Here is a 24,326-nt window from a genome sequence, read left to right as displayed (position 1 = left end):
TATTTAAATAATTAGTAGCTGTAATCCTATAAATGTTACATTTTGAATGTTCTTCCTTTCCAGTTATAGCTCCCGAAAAATGAATAGAATACAACTCCCGTACTGAAAAAAGGATAAATTACACTGCAGGTTATAAGATATTTGATGCGTATCCGGTAGGAATGAGCGGTTTTTAAAATCAATATACTGTCAATTGAAAATTTCACAAGTATGAATAATACAAGGAATTTATAGTCTATTAAGCCTAATATGGACAAAATTAAAGTCAGTATCCAAATAAAATTCGTTAAAAACACACTTAATCCTAATTGCTTACTGTAAATACCGTTGTAGTTTCCGGTTTTACTTGCCCATCTCACTCTTTGATGAAATAAACCGCTCCAGGATTTCTCGGTTTGGGTCTGAACCAAAACCTGATTCGATTTTATAAAATGTATTCCGGTTTCTTCTTTAAGAATAGCTTTCTGTAATAAAAAAACATCATCTCCACTGGCGATTGTACTGTTTCCTTTAAATCCGCCAAGCGCTCCAAAAAAATCTTTACGGTAAGAAAAATTGGCACCATTGCACATAAAAGCCTGACTGTTGCCAAAACTCCCTATAGTGGTTCCCTGCAAGCTTAACAGATCCAATTGCTGGAAACAATCAAGAATAGAATTTCCGGTTTGATAATATACACCTGAGGCGATCATTTTAGGCCGGTATTGTTGAATAAAACTGTCAAAAGCTGCAAGCCAGTTTTTGGGAACAATACAATCAGCATCAGTTGTGACAATCCAGGTGTTTCGGGCTTTTTGAATGGCAGTATTGATGGCGTCTTTTTTAGGGGAATTGGTTTTCCGCTCGTTCTCTATCAGCGAAACTCGGAATTTGGAATTTGGAATTTGGAATTTTTCTTCAGAATCATCATCAACCAAAATCACTTCAAATAAATCCACAGGGTAATTTAATCTGTTAAACGATTCCAAAAGTTTCGGAAGATTATGCGCCTCGTTCCGGAATGGAACAATTACCGAAAAACTGTTTATCGGATGTGTATTTTCTGGAACGAATGATTTTACTTTGGCAAAACCATAAATAAGCCAAAGTATATTGAATAGGTACCAACTGGTTATGATAATGATTCCTGTTTCCATTTGGATTTGAAGGTGAAAACATAATAACTGCCGATTGCTACCGGTAACACATTGTTTAAAAACCACATGAGTGTGCTGATAAAAATCACTATCCACTCGCTAATGCCTGATAATCCGAAAAAAAATACCGCCACACTGCCTTTAACGGCAAAATCCAGAAACTGGAAACTGGGTAATGAAGAAGCCAGAAAATAGACGCTTGTTATCGTTGCCATTAATAATGCATAGGTCGATTCAACTCCTAATAGTAAAAGCAGAAAGTAATACTGGTGGGAAAATACCAGATAACGGGCAATCGCTAATGCAATATTTTTTTTATGGATGCTTTTTGGAATTGCATTGATTTTATGAATGAGTTTTTCAATGGAATATCCTTTAATATTGATTTTTTTCAGGAAGAAAACGGAAAGAAACACAAGGAGAAATACACCGAAAATGATAATGACTCTTTCGGGAGTTATGATGTTAAAACAGGCATTGAAATACAATAATCCGAAGACTCCGAAAATAACCGTGAGGATCATTTGGATGCCGTTGCAGATTAAATTAAGGAAAATAACTTTCTTGGTTTTCTCTTTTTCAAAAAACAAGGCTTTTCCGGCATATTCGCCAATTCCGTTCGGGGTAAAAAGTGCCAAAGGCAATGCGCCTAAAACCTGTCTGCTTGCCTCGCCAAACGAAATAGAACCTATCACAGTCACTAAATTTTGCCATTTGAGAATCTCCAGATACCGGTTCAAAAAGGAAAGTAGTAAAATAAAACAGACATTGCCAACCGAAGCTTTACTGATTAATAATGTTTTAAACTGGGACCAGCTTAACTGTGTATCTGTGGCTAAACGGTCGTAGATGAAATAAAATGCGCCTCCTACAATCAAAAGTTTGAGGAGAAGTATAAGGAATTGCTTAGTTTTGTCATTCACTGTTATCATCGGGACAAAGTAACGAAACTTTGAACTGATAAACTTTAAACTTTCAAATAAAAGAGTGTCAAACGAACGTATCATACTGGGAATCGATCCGGGAACCACAATAATGGGATTCGGACTTATCCGCGTGGTGAATAAAAAGATGGAGTTTGTCCAGCTAAACGAACTGCAATTAAATAAAATGGACGATCATTATATGCGTCTGAAACGTATTTTTGAACGTACCATAGAATTAATCGATACCTATCATCCGGATGAAATTGCCATTGAAGCTCCTTTCTTTGGTAAAAACGTACAGTCAATGCTGAAATTAGGCCGTGCACAGGGTGTTGCCATGGCGGCAGGATTGTCTCGCCAAATTCCTATCACCGAATATGAACCCAAAAAAATAAAAATGGCGATCACCGGTAACGGAAATGCGAGTAAGGAACAGGTGGCAAAAATGCTTCAACAGTTGTTGGGGTTGAAGGAATTGCCTAAAAACCTCGATAGTACCGATGGTCTGGCGGCCGCTGTATGTCATTTTTTTAATACCGGTAGGGTAACAGTAGGAAAGAGTTATTCCGGCTGGGATGCTTTTGTGAAACAAAATGAAGACAGAATAAAAAAATAATTCAGTTCTTAGATCTAAACAGTGATTGAAAATTAATTATGGCCGGTATCTACATTCATATTCCTTTTTGCAAGCAGGCATGTCATTACTGCGATTTTCATTTTTCGACATCGATGAAGAAAAGTGAGGCTATGGTTTTGGCTTTGGCCAAAGAAATTATATTGCGTAAGGATGAGTTTAAGGATGAAATGGTGGAAACCATTTATTTTGGTGGCGGAACACCTTCTATTTTAAAAAATGAAGATATCCAATTGCTCATTGATACTGTATATGGTAATTATAAAGTTACTTCTAATCCTGAAATCACATTGGAAGCAAATCCAGATGATTTAAGTGATGAACGGATTGTTGAATTGGCAAATTCACCGGTAAATCGTTTGTCAATTGGTATCCAGTCTTTCTTTGAGGAAGATCTTAAACTGATGAACCGTGCCCATAATGCATCCGAAGCCAGAAAATGTCTCGAAACCGCCGTTAAGTATTTCGATAATATTACAGCCGATTTGATTTATGGTATTCCCGGACTCACAAACGATAAATGGAAACAGAATATCCAAACATTACTTGATTTGGGAATTCCACATATTTCGAGTTATGCATTAACAGTCGAACATAAAACGGCTTTGGAAAAAATGATCGAAAAAGGGAGTGTTCCTGCATTGGATGAAGGAATGGCCCATGAACAGTTTTTAATGCTGGTGGATATTTTGGAAGCCAATGGTTTTGTGCATTATGAATTATCGAACTTCGGGAAACCCAATTACTTTTCCCGAAATAATTCGGCTTATTGGCTTGGTAAAAAGTACATCGGAATTGGCCCTTCCGCCCATAGTTACAATGGCATAAACCGAAGCTGGAATGTTTCAAACAACACTTTCTACTTAAAAGCCTTAGAAGAAAATAAATTGCCAAGCCAGCTGGAAACATTGACAAAAGCAGATCGCTATAACGAATACGTCATGACGGGTTTGCGCACGGTTTGGGGTGTTTCCATTGACCGTGTTGAAAATGAATTCGGTACCGGATATGTAAAATACCTTCTTGAAAATGCCCAACGTTTTCTGGATGATGATAAACTGATGCTGGAAAACAATATCCTGAAAACCACTAAAAAAGGGAAGTTCTTTTGCGATGGTATCGCATCCGACCTATTTTGGGTGTAAGCTACTTTTCCTTTAACAATAAGATGGCATTTTCAAAGCTATACTCAATTTCTCCTGAATAATCTGATTTGTTCAAATTGCTGAAATTCAATCGGAATTGATAATTACCTATGCTGTTTTCGATGAATAGGTCATCTGTTTCAATACTATATGCATTGAAATTGTATTTTTTGAAAATGGCTTTTACCTGTGGGGTAAGATCTATACTTTGTTTTGAATTTAGCGTTATTGTAATAAAATCTTTTCTACTGGCGGTCTTATTTATTTTGAAAATGTCATTTTTAATTTTGACTTCGGGGTTTTCATAACTGTTAAGTTGTATGATGTATTGATAATTTTCAACAGTAGAAAAGGTTTTCTTTGAAATAAGATTGAGAAAAGTTGCGTTTTTTGTTGATGTTGTAGATTTTATGTTAGGAAAAAAAGCGGCATAATCCCAGAAGTTTCCGTTTATGAATTCTTTTTTAGCTTTAATGCTGTCCATAAGAAATTTTGCCAGATATTCTTTTTCAAATCGTTCATTCAGGTACTCAAATTTGTTTGTAATCTGTCTGGCAACAGTGTCAATAACAGGTTTGCTGAAATTGATTTTGCCTTTTTCTAATAAGTTGTTTGCCATTAAAATGTTTTCCAATTCCTTTTTTTGACTCCTTTTTGAAACGGAAAGTGCATTGAAATAAGGAAAAATCAAAGCAAATAACCCGAATAAAAACAAGGATACCGGAATGAATTTAATAGTAGCTTCCTTTCTGAAGATAAAGTATAGTGCAATAGTAGAAACCCATATGGCTAATAACAACACAAAATAACGGGGTTCGGTAAATCCGTATTGCAATAATCGGGTGAAAATAGCTGTAAATAACAATACAACAAGAGGAATCAGACTGAAATAAAATATTTTACTGAATGCTTTTACCCATGATCTGGCGGCAACTTCTTTTAACGGATGAACCAATAATAAGGCTAAAATCCCTACTACTGAATAGGCTAAAACCAGATACGATACCCAACCACGAGGTAATTCCCAGGCCAATAATATTTTACCGGAATAAAAATAGAGAATCACTACATAAATAAAAAGTAACGGAATAAGAATGAATTGGGTGAAAAATTTCAATACAATTGGGTATTCACTTTCCTTTTCCAGAAAATCAAGGCCGGCTTCATTAAAGAGCAAAAAGATAAAAGTACTCCCGAAAATTGCCATCATGAAAAAAGTTTTCGGATAGATCAAACTGTCAAATTTGAATGTGAAAAGTTGATCTACAGCAACGATGGCGAGTTCAACACCGGCTGTGAGTACTCCTGTAAAAATCAAGGTAAGTGCAAAGTTTACAAACAGGTTTTTATTGTATTCCCAAAAGCTTTTTTCGGTATTTTCCTTTCTCAGATAAGGTGCAAATGCAACCAGTAAATGGGTTAAAAGATAAGTGGGCGCTATGATAAACGCATAAAAATCATTAAAATCTTCTCTTTTCTTCGGTAAAATAAAGTAATAACCAACCAGAAAAAGCAAGCCTGCAATAGTCAGTAGTAATTCTCTTCCAATTCTTTGTGATAACATCTTTAAACCAAAAAATAATGAAATTCCAAGTGAAGCACAGAATAAAATCCTGGTCAAGAAATATTCGTGATTGTATTCCATTTTGTTTTCAATCAGATGAACTGCTGTTAGCGCCATTAGAAGCGCCATTAATAAAACAATAGGATAACGTACAATCGTCTGAGTGGCTTTCTGGAAAATTTCGTTCAGTTTTTTGTTCATTTTTTGACCGGATAAAGGATAGAAATGTAAATTTACAAAAATTCGCATTAAAATATGATAGCTGACATATCACAAAATAATAAGACTTTTCAGATAGATTTATTGAAACCCATTGATATTTCATTACCGATTTCAAACACCGATCAGAATCCTGTTGCCTGGTATATTGATAAGCCGGTAATCGAACCGGTACGTTTCGGGGATTGGGTAGGGAAGGTTTCTGAAGGAAGTTCTTCGACCAACTTCAACAACATTGCTTTTAATCCACACGGACATGGCACGCACACTGAATGCCTGGGACATATCACACGCGATTTTTTCAGTATCAATCAATGTCTGAAACAGTTCTTTTTTACAGCCGAAGTGATTTCGGTACAGCCTGTCGCATCAGGAGAAGATTTTGTGATAACCAAAGACCAGATTGAAAAGGCCTTGGGAGAAAACCGTACACAGGCTATCGTAATCCGCACATTGCCCAATTCAGATGATAAGCGGTCAAAGAAATATTCGAATACGAATTGGCCATACCTATTGGAAGAAGCGGCTCTTTTTATCCGGGAATGCAGAATCGAACATTTGCTGATTGATCTGCCAAGTGTCGACCGTGAACATGATGAAGGGAAATTATTGGCACATAAGGCTTTTTGGAATGTTACTGATGTCAATAACCTGAATCCGGATGCCAGAATAAATTGTACGATCACAGAAATGGTTTTTGTGGAAGATACAGTGGCCGACGGGAGTTATATACTAAACCTTCAGATTGCGTCGTTTGAAAATGATGCATCGCCAAGTAAACCCGTTTTATATAAAATTGAATAGAATATGACCATTGATGTTTTCTACGAATATTGCCTGGCTAAGAAAGGCGTAACCGAACATTTTCCTTTTGATGAAGACACACTGGTTTTTAAAGTCGGCGGTAAAATGTTTGCCTTATCATCACTAAAAGAATGGGAAAATAACAATCCTGCTGTTAATTTAAAATGTGATCCCGAAAGAGCATTGGAATTGCGCGGACAATTTGATGATATACAGGCAGGATACCACATGAGCAAAGTACATTGGAATACGGTAAAAGTAAACGGTTCTGTGAATGATGCTTTTCTGAAGGAACTTATTGACCATTCGTATGATTTGGTGTTTAAAAGTTTAACAAAGAAATTGCAGGCGGAAGTATTAAATTCTTAATTTAGGCATTACTTTTGATGCAAATAGTAGAACAAAAATTAACGGATAAATAGTTATGATTGATAATTTAAAGAAAATATTAAACGAAGACCAGGATCCGAAAGCGATTGAGAAAATCACTGCTAAATTGGAAAACCTGTTAATGAGTAATGAAGAAGTAGGTTATATCGCTGTGCAAAAAAAACCGGCAATTACCGTTTTTCCGGACAGCATTGTGGTAACAAACAAACGTATCATTTTATGCAAACCGAAGAATTTAGGTCTGTCAATGGAATTCAATGATTTTAACTGGGACGAAATAGCAGGAACTTTTGTGAAAGAAGGTATCCTGGGTTCTGATTTTTCATTTTCAACTAAAACGGAATTGACGCATACTGTAGATTATTTGCCAAAGAACCAAGCGCGTAAATTATATACCTACGCTAAAGAACAATTGGACTTATTGAAGAATCCTGTAGCAACGGCCGTAACACCGGCTCCTGAAACCGTAACTCAGGTTGCTGAACCAATTGTTGAAGCTGTTGTGGAAGAAGTGGAAGTGGAAGAAGTAACTTCTTTTGCCGAAATCATGCCTTCAACACCGGCAGTTCAGGAAACGGTTACCGAAGTAATTGCGGCAACAACTCCTGGTGAGAAAAAGTTGAACGAAATGAACAGCGAAGAACTTTTTGCCAAGCTTCAAAACTATAAAAAACTATTGGATAACGGATTGATCCTTCAAGGGGAGTATGACCGTTTAAAGGCGGAAGTTTTACAGTATATGTAAAAATCATCACTGTTAAAAATAAAAGCCGGAAGTGTAATGCTTCCGGCTTTTTTACTTTATGACTTTGGTCTTTCGGCTATAATTATTACATCACACTTTTCTGCTTATCGGCATAACTGTCTGATTGCAACTTAAGAAGTTCAATAGCCGATCTTTTCTTATACGCATATACTTCCTTATCAGAGCGGATGTCTTCATAAATCTGATTGTAAATAATGGCATCAGTTTCTTTCTGTAAAACACGTTGGAAGTTATTCTGCTCAATATGTGTTTTCAAAGCCGTTTCATTGTCTTCCAGTTTATAATCGTATTCTCCTTTCGGTGACAGCATTTTGGCAATAATAGGTGAGGTTTCTATCGCCAGGAATAGCAACATGATAAAAAGTGACGGTAACAAAGGTAACTTGCCCAATGCATTGATTCTGGCCATTAATCCGTCAAAATTGTCAATAATAGGCTTTGAATCGGCTACTTTTTTATCAAGATCGGTCTGAAGGGTTTTGGCTCTGGCTTCTTTATCGGCAATGGTCTTGGCCGAATTGGCTTTCAAAGAATCCAATTGGCGTAACGCAAGATCATGTGCCTCTCTTTTTTCTTTGTATATCGGACCTTTACCCATTTTTTTGGTTCCGGCACTTCCTTCCGCTTCGGTGATATAGGATTGGTATAAATCGGCGACTTCTTTTTCTTTGGCTTTGATATTCGATTTGATGCTGTCTATCTCCGACTGGTTTTTGGTCACATCTCCCTTGAAATAATTGGAAACCTGATTTTTATTGGCAATCGCCATGGCGTTTCGCTCTTTTAGTAAAACGGTATTGATTTCTTTTTCAAAGATTTTGATTTCCAATGGTTTAGAAATGACGATTGCAATAATCATGGCCAGAATAATACGGGGTGAAGCCTGTGCTAATTCGGCCATTAGATTGTCTCTTTTCCTGATGGTTGAAACAATAAAACGGTCCAGATTGAAAATCAATAAGGCCCAAACGGTACCGAAGGCTAAGGCGTAGGCTGTATTGTCAAAAACAGTGAACAGCGCATAGGCACTGGCTAAAAAAGCCATAACAGCTGTGAAGAAAACTGTGGCGCCAATTCCAACATACTTGGTTTGTTCGCCTTCGCTGCATGATGAGAGCAGCTCGCGGTCTGCGCCGGAGCACAGAATGAAAAAACGTTTTAACATGATTGATTAAGGTTTTCTCCTTGGCACTCCGGAAATTCCAAAGCGCTTTGGGTTGATTGATGATACAGCAAATTTAAGACCAAAAAAAGAAATTTTATGTAAATCGCTGATTTATTTTGACTTATAAATAATGACTGCTTTCAAATGGCAAATCTAATTAATTATATTTTATTGATAATCAGATTTTTAAGTTAAAATTATCGTAAATTTACACCACTTTTCATGTGTTCTCAAAAATCCACGTATTCAAGGATTTAAAAACAGGTTTGATTCTTTTTTTTTAAACTTAATTTTTGAAATTATGAGAGCAATTCATTACAAGATTTTGGGATTTTTTCTAATCCTTTTGGGTATGGGTTTTTCGGCAAAGGCCCAGGAAAAAGCACCCGGTTTTTTAACGGTTACGATTCTGCACAGAAATACTTCAAACCCCGATTTAAAAAAAGAAGACTGGCTTAAAGTCGAAAAAGAGTACTTTGATAAAGTGGTGATGAAAAACCCTTATGTGAAAAATCATAACATCCTCACTCATTTTTTTACGGAAGACAATACTGAAATAGTTTTGGTTCAAATGTATGATGACTGGAATGCCATTGATAAGGCATGGGAGAAGGAAAATGAATTAATTAAAGCGGCCTGGCCTGAAGAAAAAGACCGGAAAGCTTTTTATGAGAAAAGAAATGTTTTTTACAATAACGAACACTCGGATGAAATCTACACCGTGTTGCCTTACCGTAAAACCCTGGCTAAAACTCCTGATAAGCAATTGGTTTATTATATCCGGAAAAGTGCTTTTGCCCAACCTAAAGACGGCACGGAAAAAGAATTCGAAGCGTTGTTTAAAGAAGTAATGGATAATCTGGTTAATAAAAATGACCTGCTTAAGGCGTATTACACTTACGCTCATGCCTGGGGTTCAAAAGGTGGTGAGTTTGTTGAGGTGTTTGTGTATGATAGTCTGACTGATCTTGAAAAAGCCTGGGCAAAAGATGATGAACTGGCCAAGGCATACTGGAAAGACGAGACTAAAATGAAAGAATTCGATAAAAAATTAAACAAGTATTTTTCACCAAATCACGGGGATTATATTTACCGTAATGAAGTGGGCTTACAGAAATAAAAAAATAAAGCCACAAAGCCGTTAATGGCTTTGTGGCTTTATTTTTTATTGGAAATCGATCACCATTTTTTTTCCGGTGATTTCTTCAAGTGCCCAATCGGAAGAATTGATGGCACCTTCAATAAATCCGGTATAGTCTGAATAGGCTTCCCCGATAATATGAATGTTTTTTACATCAGAATTGTCTAAAGCAAAAGCTTTGAACTGCTGCTGGATTTCCCAGGATTTCACACCCGGCCTCCAGCAATGGTTTCCGGCTCCGTACGGAGCACACGACCAGTCACGGATTCCATAGGAAACAATTGATTTTTCAATATCGGCCTTGATTTCGCCCAAACTCATATTGGCATATTTAAACAAGGCTTCTTTGGTCAGTTGTAAACCGGTGGTCGACATGGCTTCGTTGCCTTGTAGTGAGCGGAAAACGTCTTTCGACATGAAATTGGCAAATTGTTGCTTGATTTCGTCGTTGTTGTTCACTTCGGCAAATTCATGCTTATTGCGGTCTTCGATATAGTAATTCCAGAATTCTGTTGCAGGTTTGTCGGTGTAAAGCAGGATCATGCCGAAACCGTCAAAATCATTGGTCTTGGAACGGCGGAAATAATGAATCTCGCGGGTAGGCATCCTGTTGGCTCTTGCCTGTGGAGACTGGTTGTATTCCCACCACGGTTTGTCAAGAATGAAGAATACTTTGGTCATCGCAAAACCGTTCACGCTGTCCAGTTGCTCCCTGATTTTTTCCGGTAAGGAATGGCTTAGCTTTTTCAACGGGTATTGTGGCATGGCCAATAATAAATGATCTGCTGTAAGGGTTAATTTTTCTCCGTTTTTGGTATAAACGGCTTCTGCTTGATTCTTTTCATTATTTTTGAATGAAACTAATCTTGCGCCGTTAATAAGGGTAACGTTTGATCTTTCCTGTAGCTTTAAAAGCATCTGCTTGGTAATCTCATCTGTCCCTTTTTTGATAGTAGCCAATATCTGACCGTCTGTTTTAAAAGCACGCAACCACCAGATTACCCATTCAATGGCATTCAGGTTGTCAGGAATCATATGGTAAAAGGTTCCCGTATCGCGTATTTTCATCAGGGCCTGATGCGATAATATTCCGTCTTCACTCAAAGCATTCCAAAATCCCATCTTCCACATGAATTTCCCGTTTAAGGTAGCTTCCTTGCGCATGGTCCTGAAATCATCTTCGGTCAGACTGTCAATCCAGTTCTGGCAGCCAAAATCAATAGGGTTGTTCGGATTCTTGCCCATCATCAGCAAAATTCCTTTCCGCAATAAATCCAACGCATTCAGGTTTTGCTCCTGTAACGGCAAATCATACTGCGGGAATTGGGACGGATTGGCCTGCGGTCCGTTAAAAGGAACCAGGTCGATTTTTAAATCGTCTATCAGTTTACCGAATTTAGGCTGCAATTTGGTCTCAAACCGCATCGGCCCCCATTCGGTCACAAAGTTTTCCAAAACAGTGGTCTCGATCCGTCCGCCCCAGTGATTTTCCGAAGCTTCGAGTAGTATGACATTATAGTCCAGACTGCTAAGTTGGAGTGCGCTGTATAGTCCGGAAATTCCTCCTCCGGCAATACAAATTGTCTTTTTCATTTTGTTGTTTTGTTTGTAGGACAAACTTAAAAAAATTGAAAGAAAGACAAGAAATACTTTTGTTTTATTTTGAACAGATGTAAATAAATGCGGGTGGCAGATTTAAAAACGTGAAATTGATTCTGACTTCCGAAAAATAGGACTGTAGTTTCTTTTTGGCATTAAGGGAATACTGAAACTGAATGTATTTTCCGTTTTCAGACAGGGCATTGTCCGAATTGGTCAGGATGTTATGGACAACGGCATCCGGAATCATCGCAAACGGCAATGACGAAATGATATAATCGGCCGATGTAAAATGATGCTGGTCCAGATAATCCTGTATTTTTTCAGCGCTGTCATTAATGACAATCAACCGGGGATCGTTTATTTTTTCCAGTTCCTCTATGAAAGACGGATTGATTTCAAAGGCCAGCAGTTTGGCTTCAGGCTTCATTTTTTCCAATAATTTATGGGTAAAAACGCCGGTGCCGGGGCCAAATTCAACAATGCAGTCTGCTTTGCTGAAATCAATCGGTTCCAACATTTTAGCAGCCAAAAAAGAGGAACTAGGCGACAAAGCGCCTATAGTTCCTGTAGATTTTAAAACTTCTGAGATAAATTTTTTCTTACTCACCGATTCTTATTTATTCATTTCGGTGAAATACTTGTAGAATAACGGAATGGTCTCAATTCCTTTCAGGTAATTGAAAACCCCGAAATGTTCGTTAGGGGAGTGGATGGCATCACTGTCCAATCCGAATCCCATCATGATGGTTTTGGATTTTAACTCTTTTTCGAATAAAGCCACAATCGGAATACTTCCTCCTGAACGCACCGGAATCGGCTCTACTCCAAATGTATCGGCATAGGCTTTGGCTGCGGCCTGATACCCAATGCTGTCAATCGGTGTTACATATCCCTGCCCTCCGTGATGCGGTGTTACTTTTACGGTAACGGCTTTTGGAGCGATGCTTTCAAAGTGTTTCTGGAATAATTCAGTGATTTCTTCCCAGTCCTGATTCGGAACCAAACGCATCGAGATTTTAGCATAAGCTTTGCTGGCGATAACGGTTTTGGCTCCTTCACCGGTGTAGCCACCCCAGATTCCGTTTACATCCAAAGTTGGACGGATGGAGTTTCTTTCATTGGTAGTATATCCTTTTTCACCATATTCTTCAGCAATGTCAAGTGCTTTATTGTAGGCTTCCTGGCTGAATGGTCTTTTGCCCATCTGTGCTCTTTCTTCTGTTGAAAGTTCTTCCACTTTGTCATAAAAGCCCGGGATGGTGATATGGTTGTTTTCATCATGTAACGAGGCAATCATTTTAGTCAGTACATTGATAGGGTTGGCCACGGCACCTCCATATAATCCGGAATGCAAGTCACGGTTTGGTCCGGTCACTTCGACTTCCACGTAGCTCAAACCTCTCAATCCTGTTGTGATGGATGGCTGCTGGTTGGAAATCATTCCCGTATCTGAAATCAAAATAACGTCATTCGCTAATTTAGACTGGTTTCTCTCTACGAACCAACCTAAACTTTTAGAACCTACTTCCTCTTCTCCTTCTATCATGAATTTTACGTTACAAGGCAGGCAGTTGTTCTGGATCATGTATTCAAATGCTTTTACGTGCATGTACATCTGTCCTTTGTCGTCACAAGCACCACGGGCAAAAATAGCGCCTTCAGGGTGTAACTCGGTGGTTTTGATTACCGGCTCAAAAGGAGGTGAAGTCCATAATTCCATCGGATCTGCCGGCTGAACGTCGTAATGACCATAAACCAATACTGTCGGTAACGATTTGTCAATTATCTTTTCTCCGAAAACAATGGGATAACCCGGTGTCTCGCACAATTCCACCACATCACAGCCTGCTTTTTCAAGACTGGCTTTTACCACGTTTGCCGTGTCAATCACATCCTGTGCATAAGCACTGTCGGCACTCACTGAAGGGATTTTTAATAAATCGATTAGTTCGTTTAAAAAACGTTCTTTATTATCCTGAACGTATTGTTTTATGTTTTCCATTGTTTTTTGCTTGAATAGTAGATGCCAAAGATAGCAAAATGTAAATTCCCGACGGCAAAACACAAATGGCAATTTTATGTTAATTCGGCTGCGTTTAAAAAAAATCTGTTTTTTCTCATTTCTTGTTTGGAATTTAAAAAATATGTCTATATTTGCACCCACAAACGCCAGTACAATGAGTGTTTCACAAGAACACCAAGTACTACAAACCCTGCGGGTGTGGCGAAATTGGTAGACGTGCCAGACTTAGGATCTGGTGCCGCAAGGCGTGTAGGTTCGAGTCCTATCACCCGCACTTTAAAAATCTCTAAAGACTTGTAAATAAAGGATTTAGAGATTTTTTATTTTAATATTCCCCGATAATTCCCCAAAATCTTTTATCAAATGTAAATATATTTAATTTGATTAATTTAGATTAAGAGAACTGAAAGGACTAATGCTATTGTTAATTGCAAAAGTTTATTTTTGAAAATGTAAATAAGTAAAAATCCCGTAAAATGAATTTCGATTATCAGGAAATTGAAGACAGAAAATTTGTAAAGAAATTTAAACCCGAAGAACTTGAACTTTCAAATATAGAAAACCTTGTTCTGAAAAATGTTTTTATTGAAGATGAATCTTTAACTGACAACGAAAAAACAAATTCAATAGAGTTTGATACTTTGATAACTTTGGAATCAAAAGAATATAGTATAAATCAAGACATCTTAAAAGAAATATATATATCTATCCGCTTTTTTGTAGAAGTCGTTGTAACTAACCTAGAGTTTGATTTAAACAAGATTTTAACCAATTTGCAAGGACGAATTGAGAACGATGATAAAATAAAATACTTAGAGAAAAAACATAAGGATTTATATTCACAGGTTAAAAATGAATCCGAATATCTTGTTTATGCAGAAATAAAAGAATTTAATGGATTTGAAAATTGGCAGGAATTAATTTTTGATTGTCTTAGTGGAGAAAGCACTTTTATTCAGAAGTATTTAACTTTAGATTTTGAAATATCAGATATTCCTAAGGATATTTTGAGTATGTGGACAAAATATTATACCATTAAAAGCCAAATAGACTTTTGTAAAGAAGAGATTAATACACTTAAAGACACTAAACAGAAATCAAATTTTGTTGATACTTCATTGCAGATTTTTCTTCTTGAAGAAATTATAAACATGAAAGACTGGAGCAGTATAAGTGCCACCAAAAAAGGTGAGATTCTCAGCTACCTACTTGGAAAGAATAAGGATAACATTAAAAAGATTTATCTTGAACTTGATAAAAAAAGTTCTCAAAATTCGGATAAACTTTTAAACGACAGAAAAAAAGCAGATGAAATTATTAAAAAACTATTAGGGTAACTCACAGGGTTACCCTAATAGTTTTAATCCCATTCGACCAGATTAAGTTTGTGTCATAATTAATTAAAATAAACAATTAAGTTATGGCTAAAGAAATCTTGCAAATCGAGAACATCAACGCTAATGATTTTAAAAATGAAATCGTAAAGGACGTTACTCAGGCTCTAAAAGGATATGCTACTACTTTGCAAAATCCCGATAACGAAATACTACTAACAAGGGAAGAAACAGCTAAAATGCTTTCAGTTTCACTTGTAACCTTATGGTCTTGGACTAAAGACGATATTATTCCCGCCTACCGAATTGGTAATAAAGTACGCTACAAAAAAGCAGAAGTCTTAACTGCTTTACAGCAAATGAATAAATTCCCTGCTCAATAGAGATTATCTAAATCGTATTGCTAAAAAACCATTGCAATTATCTTTAAATATCATTGCAATGGTTCTGTAATGTATTCTAATTCAGTAAGTAGACAAACAAAAGATTAAAGAAAACTAATTGCAATGAAAACAAACGCACCATTGCAATTGTAGAATCATCTAAATTATGATTATGGAAATAAATAGTTTGAGCGATATTGATAATAAAATTGCGAATGCTTTTAAGACTAACAAAGAAATTGCTATTAATCAATTGGAGGAAATAATTTCCAAGATGCCTGTTGAAATTAAGTCGTTAATTAATGAAGCATTTACATTAAAGAGAATACCCAAAGAATATTTGTTAAGCTCCATATTGTTTGCCTTTAGTAACGCTGGTGGTCTTGCCTTTTCAATTAAAGCAATGGGATATGTAAACTATGCCAATTTGTATTTTGCAATAATCGGAAGCCGTGGGGATAGTAAATCCCCTGCTATGGATTTAGCTACTTTACCATTAGTAAAATATGACAATGAAAAATATAAGGAGTTTAAAAGAAACAATGCAGATTTAGAAGAAATTGAAAAGATTGACAGAAAGCAATTGTTTCTTCAGGATGCCACTATTGAATCGGCAATATATACCCACTATAAGAACAAATATTCCGTTGGGATTTTTGTAGATGAACTCTATTTCATCATTGAAAAAATGGCAAATAAAAACAGTACGGAGGGCACGGCTTGGAGAACTTTCTTTTTACAGGGAAATACCAATAAACATATTGATATATCACGCAAAACAACGGAGAGTTTTAGGATTGAAAAATCATATCCTACTTTGTTAGGCTCAATTCAACATCAATTTGTACCGAAACTATTTGCAGATGGAAATTTAGAAAGCGGATTAATCGACAGAATCCTCTTTACCAATAAGCTCACAATGAATGACCAATTGTCAAGAAATGATATTTCTACTGAAGTATATGAGAACTATTCTAAATCCTTAATCAATCTTCTAAATTACCGTACCGAAATAGAAAACACTTTCGAGATGGATGATTTACAAATAGCACTTGATTTGAAAGCCAATAAACGCCTTTTTGACTATTCACAGGAATTAATAAATCGTCAAAACAAAGCAACAGATTTAAGTAAAGAGTATATTTCAAAAATGATGATTAACATTCATAAATTAAGCCTGTTAACACACCTAATTTTAAATTCTGAAAAGCAGGACTACCAGAGTAAAATAAGTATTGATACCATTGAAATTGCAATCCTGATTCTTGAATTTTATTATATAAACTTCAAAATTGTTTTAGATGAAAATATTACCCAAAAAGAGAAACTACCAACAGCTGAAGAAATCATTAGACTGGCCATAAAAAACAATGCCAGTCAGAAAGATGTTATTGCAATTACGGGTATAAATAAATCAACCATTTCAAGGAAATGGAATAATGAGTTGATGAAACCTGCAACTTGAAACTAAACAGTGAAATCTTTGAACTGCCAGTAAAATTAATGCTTAACAGACTTTTTTTCAAAAGTTGCAAGTTGCAGGTTGCAGAACAAAATCTAAAAAATGTTACAAAAAAGAGAAATAGAGCTTGTTTTTGATGTGAAACGAAATCGCAAAATAACAACGCCTTGTTGCCATAAAAGCAACACAGATGGCAAGTTCGTAAACTATAAAAATCTAAGTGAGGAATTTGGTTATTGCCATTCCTGCGGAAAAGCAACATTACCACCCTCAATATACATTGATGAAAATGAAAACGAATATTATTGGAATGATTTAGAGCATAGATTTGCCTCCATTTCTTTAGCTCCAATTAATAAACCCAAAAGAGAACCAAAAGTAACTTTTACAAATAGAGAAATCGCTCAAAAATATATTGATGAATCCATAATATGGAAGTACTTCAAAGTAAATCCCGAAAACAATCTTTTGCAATATTTACGCAAAAAGTATGGGGATTTAAAGACTGAAGATGCAAAAGAAACTTACGCTTTAGGAACAAGTAAAGACGGAGGTATAATATTTTGGAGCATTAACACCGATTTGAATGTTCAAAAAGCTAAAATTGCGTACTATGATACAAACGGTAAACGAACCAATAAATTTAAAGTTCCTTATAAAAATGATGATGGTTATTTCAACTGTTTATTTGGTGAACATTTGATTGATGATAAAATTAAGGCAAAGAAAATAATTGTATTAACAGAAAGCGAAAAAACGGCTATTATAGGCTACATTTTATTTCCTCAATATGTTTGGGTGGCTTATGGTGGAATTAACGGATTAACAGAAAATAAAGTAAGTTGTTTAATAGGTCATAATGTGTTAATCATTCCCGATATGAACGAAAATGCGGTCAATATAATTTTAAATAAAATACCACTTTTTGTTTCATTGAGAATCAATGTCAAAATATGGGATATGACCGAGGGTAAAACTGACGAACAATTAAAACTCGAAAGGGTTTACAATAATGATTTGGAAGATGTTTTCAGAAAAATAATTATATAATCATTTTTATACTTTTTGAAGGGCTAAAAAAAAGCCATTTAACATTGCAGTTGCATGGCTTTTAAAAATTACTCACCTTTTAAAAATATCTCTAAATTGATATAATAAACGCTCTATCAGCCTTAAATCTTCAGTGACAATATCAGCAGTTCCACTCATTTCCTGTTGAAAAGCAATCCTTTTTTTGTATGAAGTTTCTAACCCATTAGGTAATGAAATATTAACAAGTAAGTTTCCATCCTTGTCGGGAGTTAGAGAAATTGCTTTAACAGTTCCTTTAATCATTCCAAATTCTCTATCAGGATAGTTTGCCAATCGGATGTTTGCAGTTTGCTCGATTTTTATTTTTCCCGAATTCTGCGCTGTTGCTTTCACCTTTCCAATATAGCCACTTTCGTTTGATGGAATTATTGCAAATACATTATCCCCAGCATTTACGGTTTGATTTTCTGCCCAAAGTTGTAAAAAAGTAACTTTGCCATCAATTGACGATCGTAAAACATAATTTAACTCCCAATCCCTTATCACTTTTTTGAGTTGATAGAAAGCATGTATGACATTACGCTCCAAATTTATATTTTCCTTACTTTCATTAATTTGTGTGGTTTTACTGTTTCTATTAAGTTCATTTAAAGACGATTTTAATTGTGAAATATTGCTTAGCAAACTTTTATAACTCTTTTGCGCTTGCAAGTACAGTAGTTTTTGTTTCTCAATTTCTTGAGTAGCAATAATCCCTTTTTTGTATAAAATTTCGTAACGCTTTAAATCGTTTTTTAAAAGTGTAAGCTCATTTTGATTGATGTCTTTTTGAGACTTTAATAAATTTAAGCGCTCTTTTAGTTGTAAAGCTTCATAATTTTGGGCATTGCCCTCAACTTGATAAGGTTGCAATTTTGTATTGAGTTCATCAGCGATGTATTCTCTTTTAAAAACTGCAAAGGCACTTTCTATTTCTCCAAGTTGAGCCGAATTTAATTTGTCAAAAGGGAATTTATCCTTATCAATATTGAAAGTGTCAAGAATTTTTTTTAACAAAAATACATCTCTATAATTAGCCGAATTCTCTATAATAGCTAAAGGTGTATTTTGATTTATATTTACTTTGTCTTTAACAAAAATAGTTTCAATTTTACCAGGTACTTTGGCAACTAACTTTTCAGGAGGTACGTTGGTTGTAATAATTATTTGAGTATTAATTACATCAGGATATTTTATAAACCAAGAAATCAAAATTAACACCATTATAAAACCAAACAATATAGTGTTACCCCATCTTAAAATTGCTTTTGGTGGGTTAGAAAGAACATCCCTAACTTCTTCACTATAAATTTTTAAGCCATCATTCGTTTCTTCCATACTAATTTCCTAATTCTAGTTGATTTTTTACCAATTCATAATATTTTCCGCGTAAGCTAGTTAAGACATCGTGAGTTCCCTGTTCAACAATTTCACCATTTTCTAGGACTATAATATTATCAGCATTTTTTACAGTACTTAACCTATGTGCAACTATTATGGCTGTTTTACCAGTTATAAAATTGTTTAGTTTTTCCATTATTACTTTTTCATTATTGGCATCTAAAGCACTTGTCGCTTCATCAAAGAAAAGATAAAAGGGGTTTTTATAAACTGCTCTTGCTATCATGATTCTTTGCTCTTGCCCCCCACTTAAACGAATACCAGATGAACCCAATTCTGTATTATATTTATTAGGTAATTTTTGAATAAAATCATCAATATTAGAAACATAAGCAGCATTATTTAATTTGTCTCTATCAATAATTTCATTTTGTTCGGATTCTGAAATATTACCACCAATAGTATCATTAAACATGAAAGTATCTTGCATTACTGCTCCAGAATTTAAACGCCAAAAGTCATTGTTGATGTTTTTTAAATCAACAGAATCAATATTAATACTTCCTTTTGTGGGTTCATAAAATTTAAGTAATAATTTCATTAAGGTAGTTTTACCACTTCCGCTAGCACCAACAATAGCGGTAGTTTTACCTTCAGGTATAATACAATTAATGTTTTTTAAAACAAATGGTGTTGATTTTCCTCCGTATCTATAAGATAAATCTTTTATCTCAATTGTTTTATTATTAGGTAACTCTTTAGCTTTATTGGCAGAGACTATATCTTCATCATCTCTTGTATGAACTTGTGACAATCGCTCTAAACTTATTTTTGCATCTTGCCAAGTTTGGACAAAAGTTATGAAATTGCTTAAAGGTAAATTTAATTGTCCTACAATATATTGAGTTGAAATCATCATTCCTAAAGTTAGATTGCCGTCAACAACGGCTTTTGCTGCCAAAAATGTAATTATAACATTTTTCAATTCATTGATAAATGAAGACCCGATAGTTTGATATTGAGCCAATTTCAAAGTACTTAAAGAGGTTTTAAAAAGACTGATTTGGTTATACTCCCATTTCCAACGATTCTTTCTTTGAGAATTATTTATTTTTATTTCCTTTACTCCACTAATTATTTGCAATAGATTATTTTGACTTTGCGATGTTTCATCAAAACGTTTATAATCTAAATCTGCTCTCTTTTTTAAGAAAAAAAATGTCCAGCCAACATATAGTATAGCTCCAGTTATGAAAACAAAAAATATTTTTAGATTATAATATGCTAAAATGCAATTGAAGATTATAAAAGTTATCATCGAAAATAGCATATTCAAAGATGATGAGGAAACAAAATTCTGAATACGGGTGTGGTCTGTAACTCTCTGTAAATGTTCTCCAGCACTCCTTGTGTCAAAATATTTTACAGGGAGTTTTAACATTTTAAACAAAAAATCAGAAATCATTTTTATATTAAAACGACTGGTAATATGTATTAAAAGCCATTCTCTAAAAACACTAACTAAAGTTTGTGATAATATTAAAACGAGTTGAGATATAAGTATAAGATAAATAAAAGGAATATCACGATTATTTACACCTACATCAACAACCGTTTGCATCAAAAAAGGTAAAATAAACTGGATAATTGTAGCTACTAATAAACCTATAAATAACTGTCGAATTAATTTTTTATAAGGTTTAAAATAAGGGATTAAAAAAGAGAATCCTTTGATTTTATTTTGGTCTTCTTCTAAAACATAGAACTGAGAGTTTGGTTCTAACAGCAATACAAAACCTGTATCTTCATTTTTTGTAGTCCAAGCTTTCTTGAAATCTTCGTGAGAATAACTTAGTAATCCTTGTGCCGGGTCTGCAACATAAATTTTATTTTTTGTCGTTTTATAAATAACCACAAAGTGTTTTTGCCTCCATGGTACAATAAAAGGAGTAGGTGCTTCCGTAATCAAACTTTCTAAGGAAATACGCATACCCAATGTTCGCATTTCTATAGCTTCAGCAGCTTCCGATATACCTGCCATAGTGACACCAGTTCGTGTTATACTTGCTTTGTCTCTAAGAAATTCTCTTGAGAAATTTTTACCATAATGTTTAGCAATCATCCGTAAACAAGTCGGACCACAATCTTTATGGTCTAATTGTCTAAAATGAGGAAATTCTTTTTTTAACATTTACTTTTACTATTTTTATTAACCTTTAAAACGATTGTTAAAATTGGTAATCATCAATCACTTTAAGATTGTAAATATTTTTCATCTGTTTTAATTTAATGCAATTCTTTAATTATTGGGAATCTTGTTTTTCTAAATTTTCTAACTAAGATGAATTTTATTTATTTCCATATTACTTGATAGGGATATTTTTCATAAACTGCATTATCTTCATTTATTGTGTATCCTGTTTTAGCATCTTTTTCACCTTCTTCAAATAAAAGCTTAGCTTCTTTTTCTTTATTAAGCCTCATAAGACATAAAGCTTTATAAAATTTTACATCTGAAAAATTTGGATATGATTTTAAAGTTCTGTCAAATTCGTGTATTGCCTCTACCCATTTTTGTTGTTCATATTTTGAGATGCCATAATAAAACAAAGCCGTCGGATGTACCCAATCTTCACCATTTTTTTTTAGCATTTCGTTTATGTAATCAGAAAGTAATTTTTCCGCTTCATCATACTGATTAAGTTGCAACTTACACAAAGCAATATAAAAATTGTAAGTATGATCCATTTCATAATTGTTTCCAAATTTTTTTTTACAATCTTCAAAATCGGCTATTGCTTCTGTATATGTTTTTGCAAAAATACATTTAATAAATGCTCTATACGGCTGCCATCTTTGTGCATCATATTTTACTGCTTTGTCAATAAGAGGCATACCTATTTCATATTTTCTTAGCTTAAAATAAGGCATAGCTTTTTGTTGCCATAAATAGGCAATAGTACTATCTTTTTTCAAACCTAAATCAATATTTTCTTGCCATTCTTTTGAAAACATCATGTGACGCCATGCGCCCTTTTCTAAATGCTCTTTAATTATTTCTTCTTGTCGAATTTTCTTCTCTTTTGAATTTGATTGAGAATTACAAGATGAAGTGGAAAATAATATTAAAAAGAGCATTAGTCTTATCATTATCATGTTGTATTATTTTAAAGGATTGAGTTCAATAAATTCGGAAAAGGTAAAGTTGTAAGGCTGATTACTCAAGTCAAAATTTTTAACTTTTTCAAACCATTTTTGATGCATTTCTTTCCATTTATTTTTAAGTTCATTATATATAATTATACCTTCTTCAGTAAAATACTGATTAGCTTTTGTGTCCAAATGTATTGGATTATCGAAAAGTAACAAATCCCTACAGCATTTATTTATATAAAATGCTATTCTACCAAGAGCTTCGTGCTTTTGTCTTGTGTTAAAGACATTATTTTCAAGACATGAATCTAAGCATAAAAAACTTGAATAATAAGTATATAGTGCATGGAAAAGAACTAATAAGCTACGTTTTTCTGTTAGTGAACCATCTGGCATTGTCAATGTTTCAAGAGTAAAGTTTTTATCAACTTTAAAAAAACGACTATCTTCATAAATCATAGAATTAAAAATTGCATGACCAGTCTGATGTGCAATATCATCTACAAAAAATACTTCATCATAATCCTCTTGATAGGCATTGTAAAAACCAACACCAAGAGCTTTGTTAGAAGCGAAAGAGTTTCGCTGGTAGGTGTCTACGTTAAAAATCACACATTTAGGGGCATATTTTTCAATTAGCTCAAATTGAGTAGGTATATTTTCTTTTATTATATGATAAGCTTTTGTCAAATTTTTTAGATGTCTTTTAGTAATATCTTCTATTTCTACATTAATCTGTTCTTTTTTTACGTTTATATAACATTGTTTGAGAAGAGGTAATGAGTATTTGTATATTTCAATTTTTGTGTTTTCAATTAAAGCTGGCTTTTCAAAATCGAAATTAATATTCGTGTCTCCTTTTTTTAATGTGAAAGTTTGTTTGTCAAAAATTAAAGATTCATTTTGAAAAGTGGTCAAAAACCAACCGACATTGGGTAGATAAACTCTCCCAAATTCATCAGTAAATAATTCTATTTGAATATTTCCTTTTGAGTATCCATAAAGTATGCTTTCTATTGATTGGCATTCATTAACCTCAGTATTAAAAAAAGATGATAGAGTTGGCTCATTATATATTAGGTTATTTTCAAAATCTAATATTTCAAATACTCTTTCATTCTGCTTGTAAAGAAGAATTTTAAAATTTAAAATGATTTTTGAGCTACCATCTTCTAAAAAGGGCTTTGAAATTTCGTATAGAGGATTGTTCATTGTATGTATATTTTATTAAAATTAAATAACCCGAGTTTGGCTCGGGTTATTAGTTTCTTGAACAATATTATTAATTATGGGTAGTTAGCGTGAATAGGATCACCCATTTCAAAATACTTCCCTAATTTGCCCCAGTAACCGTGACAGTCTCCCCAACCTTCTAGTCCACCTTCGACCTGTCTCATCACGTCTTCAGTTTGCACGCTTTCTGCCATTTGTTTGAAGGCATCTAAGCTTAATTTTTTGTTTTCCATCTTCATTTTTTTAGATGATTAATACTTGATTTAAAACTATTCATGACAATCTTTCTGTAATTTCCCACGTGCACTTGGTAAAGAATTTTTTGCACGATAATTTATGTAAAAAAAAGAGAAAAATTTTAAATCCACAATCTATATTTTAAATATAAACAAGTATTTTCGCACTTATATATTTACGTAATGAATACAGTTGGATTAAGAATAAGAAAATTAAGAGAAGAAAAGAATATTTCGCAAGAAAAAATGGCTATGGAATTAATTATTACACAAAGTAATTATGGTCGTTTAGAAAAAGATGATAAAAGATTAACCGTTCCCAAATTAAGAAAAATATCTGAAGTTTTAGATGTTAATGTTTCATACCTATTTGCAGAAGATTTTTCAAAAAGGAGGAATCAAATTGACAATCGAGATGTTGAAGCATATAATTTTACTGTTTTTCAATCAGACAAAGATCATATTAAAACTCTAAAAGATGAGATTGCTTTTCTTCGCAAATTGCTTGAGGTTGATAAAAAGATGAAAAAGAGTAATGAAACTTATTAATATACATGTATTTAATTAATTTAACAAATAGTACAATATTTTAAATTTA

23 protein-coding genes and 1 tRNA gene are annotated in these 24,326 nt (G+C 34.2%); 12 read left to right on the top strand and 12 right to left on the bottom strand.

Annotated features, from left to right (window positions below; all coding sequences use genetic code 11):
• Window positions 1-35 precede the first annotated feature (35 nt).
• Together NAT51_RS05315 and NAT51_RS05310 are read right to left on the bottom strand one after the other, a co-directional pair.
• Entirely contained in the window at window positions 36-1,136 is a 1,101-nt protein-coding gene (locus NAT51_RS05315; RefSeq protein WP_250596139.1) for a glycosyltransferase family 2 protein, read from the bottom strand.
• Window positions 1,112-2,068, bottom strand: coding sequence for a hypothetical protein (locus tag NAT51_RS05310; protein WP_250596137.1), 957 nt, complete (start codon window positions 2,066-2,068; stop codon window positions 1,112-1,114). Before NAT51_RS05310 ends, NAT51_RS05315 begins: the two co-directional genes overlap by 25 nt.
• A gap of 55 nt (window positions 2,069-2,123) precedes the next feature.
• Between NAT51_RS05310 and ruvC the strand changes: the two genes are divergently transcribed.
• Window positions 2,124-2,678 (top strand): crossover junction endodeoxyribonuclease RuvC, encoded by a 555-nt coding sequence (gene ruvC, locus NAT51_RS05305; protein ID WP_250596129.1) that lies wholly within the window; start codon window positions 2,124-2,126, stop codon window positions 2,676-2,678.
• 38 nt (window positions 2,679-2,716) lie between these two features.
• Window positions 2,717-3,841 carry a radical SAM family heme chaperone HemW gene (hemW, locus tag NAT51_RS05300; protein WP_250596127.1) on the top strand — a complete coding sequence of 375 codons (1,125 nt, stop codon included), beginning with the start codon at window positions 2,717-2,719 and terminating at the stop codon, window positions 3,839-3,841.
• Between the two features lies 1 nt (window position 3,842).
• Here hemW and NAT51_RS05295 read toward each other — a convergent pair whose 3' ends face one another.
• A complete protein-coding gene (locus NAT51_RS05295) occupies window positions 3,843-5,606 on the bottom strand; it encodes a DUF4153 domain-containing protein (protein ID WP_250596125.1) in 1,764 nt (587 codons plus the stop codon).
• A gap of 54 nt (window positions 5,607-5,660) precedes the next feature.
• Here NAT51_RS05295 and NAT51_RS05290 point away from each other — a divergent pair, with 54 nt between their 5' ends.
• From NAT51_RS05290 to NAT51_RS05280, 3 genes are read left to right on the top strand one after another with little or no spacing between them, the layout of a single operon-like run.
• The gene (locus NAT51_RS05290) at window positions 5,661-6,428 is read left to right on the top strand and encodes a cyclase family protein (protein ID WP_250596123.1); all 768 of its coding nucleotides are present in this window, start codon (window positions 5,661-5,663) and stop codon (window positions 6,426-6,428) included.
• 3 nt (window positions 6,429-6,431) lie between these two features.
• Window positions 6,432-6,797, top strand: coding sequence for an MmcQ/YjbR family DNA-binding protein (locus tag NAT51_RS05285; protein ID WP_250596121.1), 366 nt, complete (start codon window positions 6,432-6,434; stop codon window positions 6,795-6,797).
• 55 nt (window positions 6,798-6,852) lie between these two features.
• Window positions 6,853-7,563 (top strand): PH domain-containing protein, encoded by a 711-nt coding sequence (locus tag NAT51_RS05280; protein WP_250596119.1) that lies wholly within the window; start codon window positions 6,853-6,855, stop codon window positions 7,561-7,563.
• An 85-nt stretch (window positions 7,564-7,648) separates the two neighbouring features.
• Here the strand turns inward: NAT51_RS05280 and NAT51_RS05275 are convergent, their stop codons facing one another.
• On the bottom strand, window positions 7,649-8,749 hold the full coding sequence (locus tag NAT51_RS05275) for a DUF4407 domain-containing protein (protein ID WP_250596117.1): 1,101 nt from the start codon (window positions 8,747-8,749) through the stop codon (window positions 7,649-7,651).
• A 301-nt stretch (window positions 8,750-9,050) separates the two neighbouring features.
• On the opposite strand from NAT51_RS05275, the gene NAT51_RS05270 reads away from it, so the two are divergent.
• Window positions 9,051-9,869 carry a hypothetical protein gene (locus NAT51_RS05270; RefSeq protein WP_250596108.1) on the top strand — a complete coding sequence of 273 codons (819 nt, stop codon included), beginning with the start codon at window positions 9,051-9,053 and terminating at the stop codon, window positions 9,867-9,869.
• Window positions 9,870-9,914: 45 nt separating this feature from the next.
• On the opposite strand, the gene NAT51_RS05265 is transcribed toward NAT51_RS05270, so the two are convergent.
• From NAT51_RS05265 to NAT51_RS05255, 3 genes are all read right to left on the bottom strand, one after another.
• Entirely contained in the window at window positions 9,915-11,483 is a 1,569-nt protein-coding gene (locus tag NAT51_RS05265) for a flavin monoamine oxidase family protein (protein ID WP_250596106.1), read from the bottom strand.
• A 64-nt stretch (window positions 11,484-11,547) separates the two neighbouring features.
• Complete coding sequence (locus tag NAT51_RS05260; RefSeq protein WP_250596104.1) at window positions 11,548-12,099, bottom strand: class I SAM-dependent methyltransferase; 552 nt, start codon at window positions 12,097-12,099, stop codon at window positions 11,548-11,550.
• Between the two features lie 6 nt (window positions 12,100-12,105).
• Window positions 12,106-13,494 carry a dipeptidase gene (locus NAT51_RS05255; protein WP_250596102.1) on the bottom strand — a complete coding sequence of 463 codons (1,389 nt, stop codon included), beginning with the start codon at window positions 13,492-13,494 and terminating at the stop codon, window positions 12,106-12,108.
• 213 nt (window positions 13,495-13,707) lie between these two features.
• Here NAT51_RS05255 and NAT51_RS05250 point away from each other — a divergent pair.
• The 5 genes from NAT51_RS05250 (at window position 13,708) to NAT51_RS05230 (ending at window position 17,744) form a co-directional block, all read left to right on the top strand.
• Window positions 13,708-13,789, top strand: a tRNA-Leu gene (locus tag NAT51_RS05250).
• A 202-nt stretch (window positions 13,790-13,991) separates the two neighbouring features.
• A complete protein-coding gene (locus NAT51_RS05245; protein WP_250596100.1) occupies window positions 13,992-14,852 on the top strand; it encodes a hypothetical protein in 861 nt (286 codons plus the stop codon).
• 83 nt (window positions 14,853-14,935) lie between these two features.
• On the top strand, window positions 14,936-15,232 hold the full coding sequence (locus NAT51_RS05240) for a helix-turn-helix domain-containing protein (protein ID WP_250596093.1): 297 nt from the start codon (window positions 14,936-14,938) through the stop codon (window positions 15,230-15,232).
• A gap of 172 nt (window positions 15,233-15,404) precedes the next feature.
• Window positions 15,405-16,697 (top strand): DUF3987 domain-containing protein, encoded by a 1,293-nt coding sequence (locus NAT51_RS05235; protein WP_250596091.1) that lies wholly within the window; start codon window positions 15,405-15,407, stop codon window positions 16,695-16,697.
• A gap of 99 nt (window positions 16,698-16,796) precedes the next feature.
• Window positions 16,797-17,744 carry a DUF6371 domain-containing protein gene (locus NAT51_RS05230; RefSeq protein ID WP_250596089.1) on the top strand — a complete coding sequence of 316 codons (948 nt, stop codon included), beginning with the start codon at window positions 16,797-16,799 and terminating at the stop codon, window positions 17,742-17,744.
• A 72-nt stretch (window positions 17,745-17,816) separates the two neighbouring features.
• On the opposite strand, the gene NAT51_RS05225 is transcribed toward NAT51_RS05230, so the two are convergent.
• The 5 genes from NAT51_RS05225 to NAT51_RS05205 form a co-directional block, all read right to left on the bottom strand.
• A complete protein-coding gene (locus tag NAT51_RS05225; RefSeq protein WP_250596082.1) occupies window positions 17,817-19,103 on the bottom strand; it encodes an HlyD family secretion protein in 1,287 nt (428 codons plus the stop codon).
• A 1-nt stretch (window position 19,104) separates the two neighbouring features.
• The gene (locus NAT51_RS05220; protein ID WP_250596080.1) at window positions 19,105-21,297 is read right to left on the bottom strand and encodes a peptidase domain-containing ABC transporter; all 2,193 of its coding nucleotides are present in this window, start codon (window positions 21,295-21,297) and stop codon (window positions 19,105-19,107) included.
• 161 nt (window positions 21,298-21,458) lie between these two features.
• Window positions 21,459-22,262, bottom strand: coding sequence for a tetratricopeptide repeat protein (locus NAT51_RS05215; protein ID WP_250596078.1), 804 nt, complete (start codon window positions 22,260-22,262; stop codon window positions 21,459-21,461).
• A 6-nt stretch (window positions 22,263-22,268) separates the two neighbouring features.
• Window positions 22,269-23,471 (bottom strand): hypothetical protein, encoded by a 1,203-nt coding sequence (locus NAT51_RS05210; protein ID WP_250596075.1) that lies wholly within the window; start codon window positions 23,469-23,471, stop codon window positions 22,269-22,271.
• A 74-nt stretch (window positions 23,472-23,545) separates the two neighbouring features.
• Window positions 23,546-23,725 carry a hypothetical protein gene (locus NAT51_RS05205; RefSeq protein ID WP_250596073.1) on the bottom strand — a complete coding sequence of 60 codons (180 nt, stop codon included), beginning with the start codon at window positions 23,723-23,725 and terminating at the stop codon, window positions 23,546-23,548.
• 186 nt (window positions 23,726-23,911) lie between these two features.
• On the opposite strand from NAT51_RS05205, the gene NAT51_RS05200 reads away from it, so the two are divergent.
• The gene (locus NAT51_RS05200) at window positions 23,912-24,277 is read left to right on the top strand and encodes a helix-turn-helix domain-containing protein (RefSeq protein WP_250596071.1); all 366 of its coding nucleotides are present in this window, start codon (window positions 23,912-23,914) and stop codon (window positions 24,275-24,277) included.
• Window positions 24,278-24,326 lie beyond the last annotated feature (49 nt).

It is taken from the genome of Flavobacterium amniphilum (assembly GCF_023634845.1).
Classification (GTDB): Bacteria; Bacteroidota; Bacteroidia; order Flavobacteriales; family Flavobacteriaceae; genus Flavobacterium; species Flavobacterium amniphilum.
This window is presented reverse-complemented; position numbering and strand designations above follow the sequence as displayed.

Bases quoted from the DNA above. Each gene is read 5' to 3' on its own strand.
- NAT51_RS05315 (WP_250596139.1), bottom strand. From the start codon at position 1,136: ATGGAAACAGGAATCATTATCATAACCAGTTGGTACCTATTCAATATA.
- NAT51_RS05310 (WP_250596137.1), bottom strand. From the start codon at position 2,068: ATGATAACAGTGAATGACAAAACTAAGCAATTCCTTATACTTCTCCTC.
- hemW (WP_250596127.1), top strand. From the start codon at position 2,717: ATGGCCGGTATCTACATTCATATTCCTTTTTGCAAGCAGGCATGTCAT.
- NAT51_RS05295 (WP_250596125.1), bottom strand. From the start codon at position 5,606: ATGAACAAAAAACTGAACGAAATTTTCCAGAAAGCCACTCAGACGATT.
- NAT51_RS05290 (WP_250596123.1), top strand. From the start codon at position 5,661: ATGATAGCTGACATATCACAAAATAATAAGACTTTTCAGATAGATTTA.
- NAT51_RS05285 (WP_250596121.1), top strand. From the start codon at position 6,432: ATGACCATTGATGTTTTCTACGAATATTGCCTGGCTAAGAAAGGCGTA.
- NAT51_RS05280 (WP_250596119.1), top strand. From the start codon at position 6,853: ATGATTGATAATTTAAAGAAAATATTAAACGAAGACCAGGATCCGAAA.
- NAT51_RS05275 (WP_250596117.1), bottom strand. From the start codon at position 8,749: ATGTTAAAACGTTTTTTCATTCTGTGCTCCGGCGCAGACCGCGAGCTG.
- NAT51_RS05270 (WP_250596108.1), top strand. From the start codon at position 9,051: ATGAGAGCAATTCATTACAAGATTTTGGGATTTTTTCTAATCCTTTTG.
- NAT51_RS05265 (WP_250596106.1), bottom strand. From the start codon at position 11,483: ATGAAAAAGACAATTTGTATTGCCGGAGGAGGAATTTCCGGACTATAC.
- NAT51_RS05255 (WP_250596102.1), bottom strand. From the start codon at position 13,494: ATGGAAAACATAAAACAATACGTTCAGGATAATAAAGAACGTTTTTTA.
- NAT51_RS05245 (WP_250596100.1), top strand. From the start codon at position 13,992: ATGAATTTCGATTATCAGGAAATTGAAGACAGAAAATTTGTAAAGAAA.
- NAT51_RS05240 (WP_250596093.1), top strand. From the start codon at position 14,936: ATGGCTAAAGAAATCTTGCAAATCGAGAACATCAACGCTAATGATTTT.
- NAT51_RS05235 (WP_250596091.1), top strand. From the start codon at position 15,405: ATGGAAATAAATAGTTTGAGCGATATTGATAATAAAATTGCGAATGCT.
- NAT51_RS05230 (WP_250596089.1), top strand. From the start codon at position 16,797: ATGTTACAAAAAAGAGAAATAGAGCTTGTTTTTGATGTGAAACGAAAT.
- NAT51_RS05225 (WP_250596082.1), bottom strand. From the start codon at position 19,103: ATGGAAGAAACGAATGATGGCTTAAAAATTTATAGTGAAGAAGTTAGG.
- NAT51_RS05220 (WP_250596080.1), bottom strand. From the start codon at position 21,297: ATGTTAAAAAAAGAATTTCCTCATTTTAGACAATTAGACCATAAAGAT.
- NAT51_RS05215 (WP_250596078.1), bottom strand. From the start codon at position 22,262: ATGATAATGATAAGACTAATGCTCTTTTTAATATTATTTTCCACTTCA.
- NAT51_RS05210 (WP_250596075.1), bottom strand. From the start codon at position 23,471: ATGAACAATCCTCTATACGAAATTTCAAAGCCCTTTTTAGAAGATGGT.
- NAT51_RS05205 (WP_250596073.1), bottom strand. From the start codon at position 23,725: ATGGAAAACAAAAAATTAAGCTTAGATGCCTTCAAACAAATGGCAGAA.
- NAT51_RS05200 (WP_250596071.1), top strand. From the start codon at position 23,912: ATGAATACAGTTGGATTAAGAATAAGAAAATTAAGAGAAGAAAAGAAT.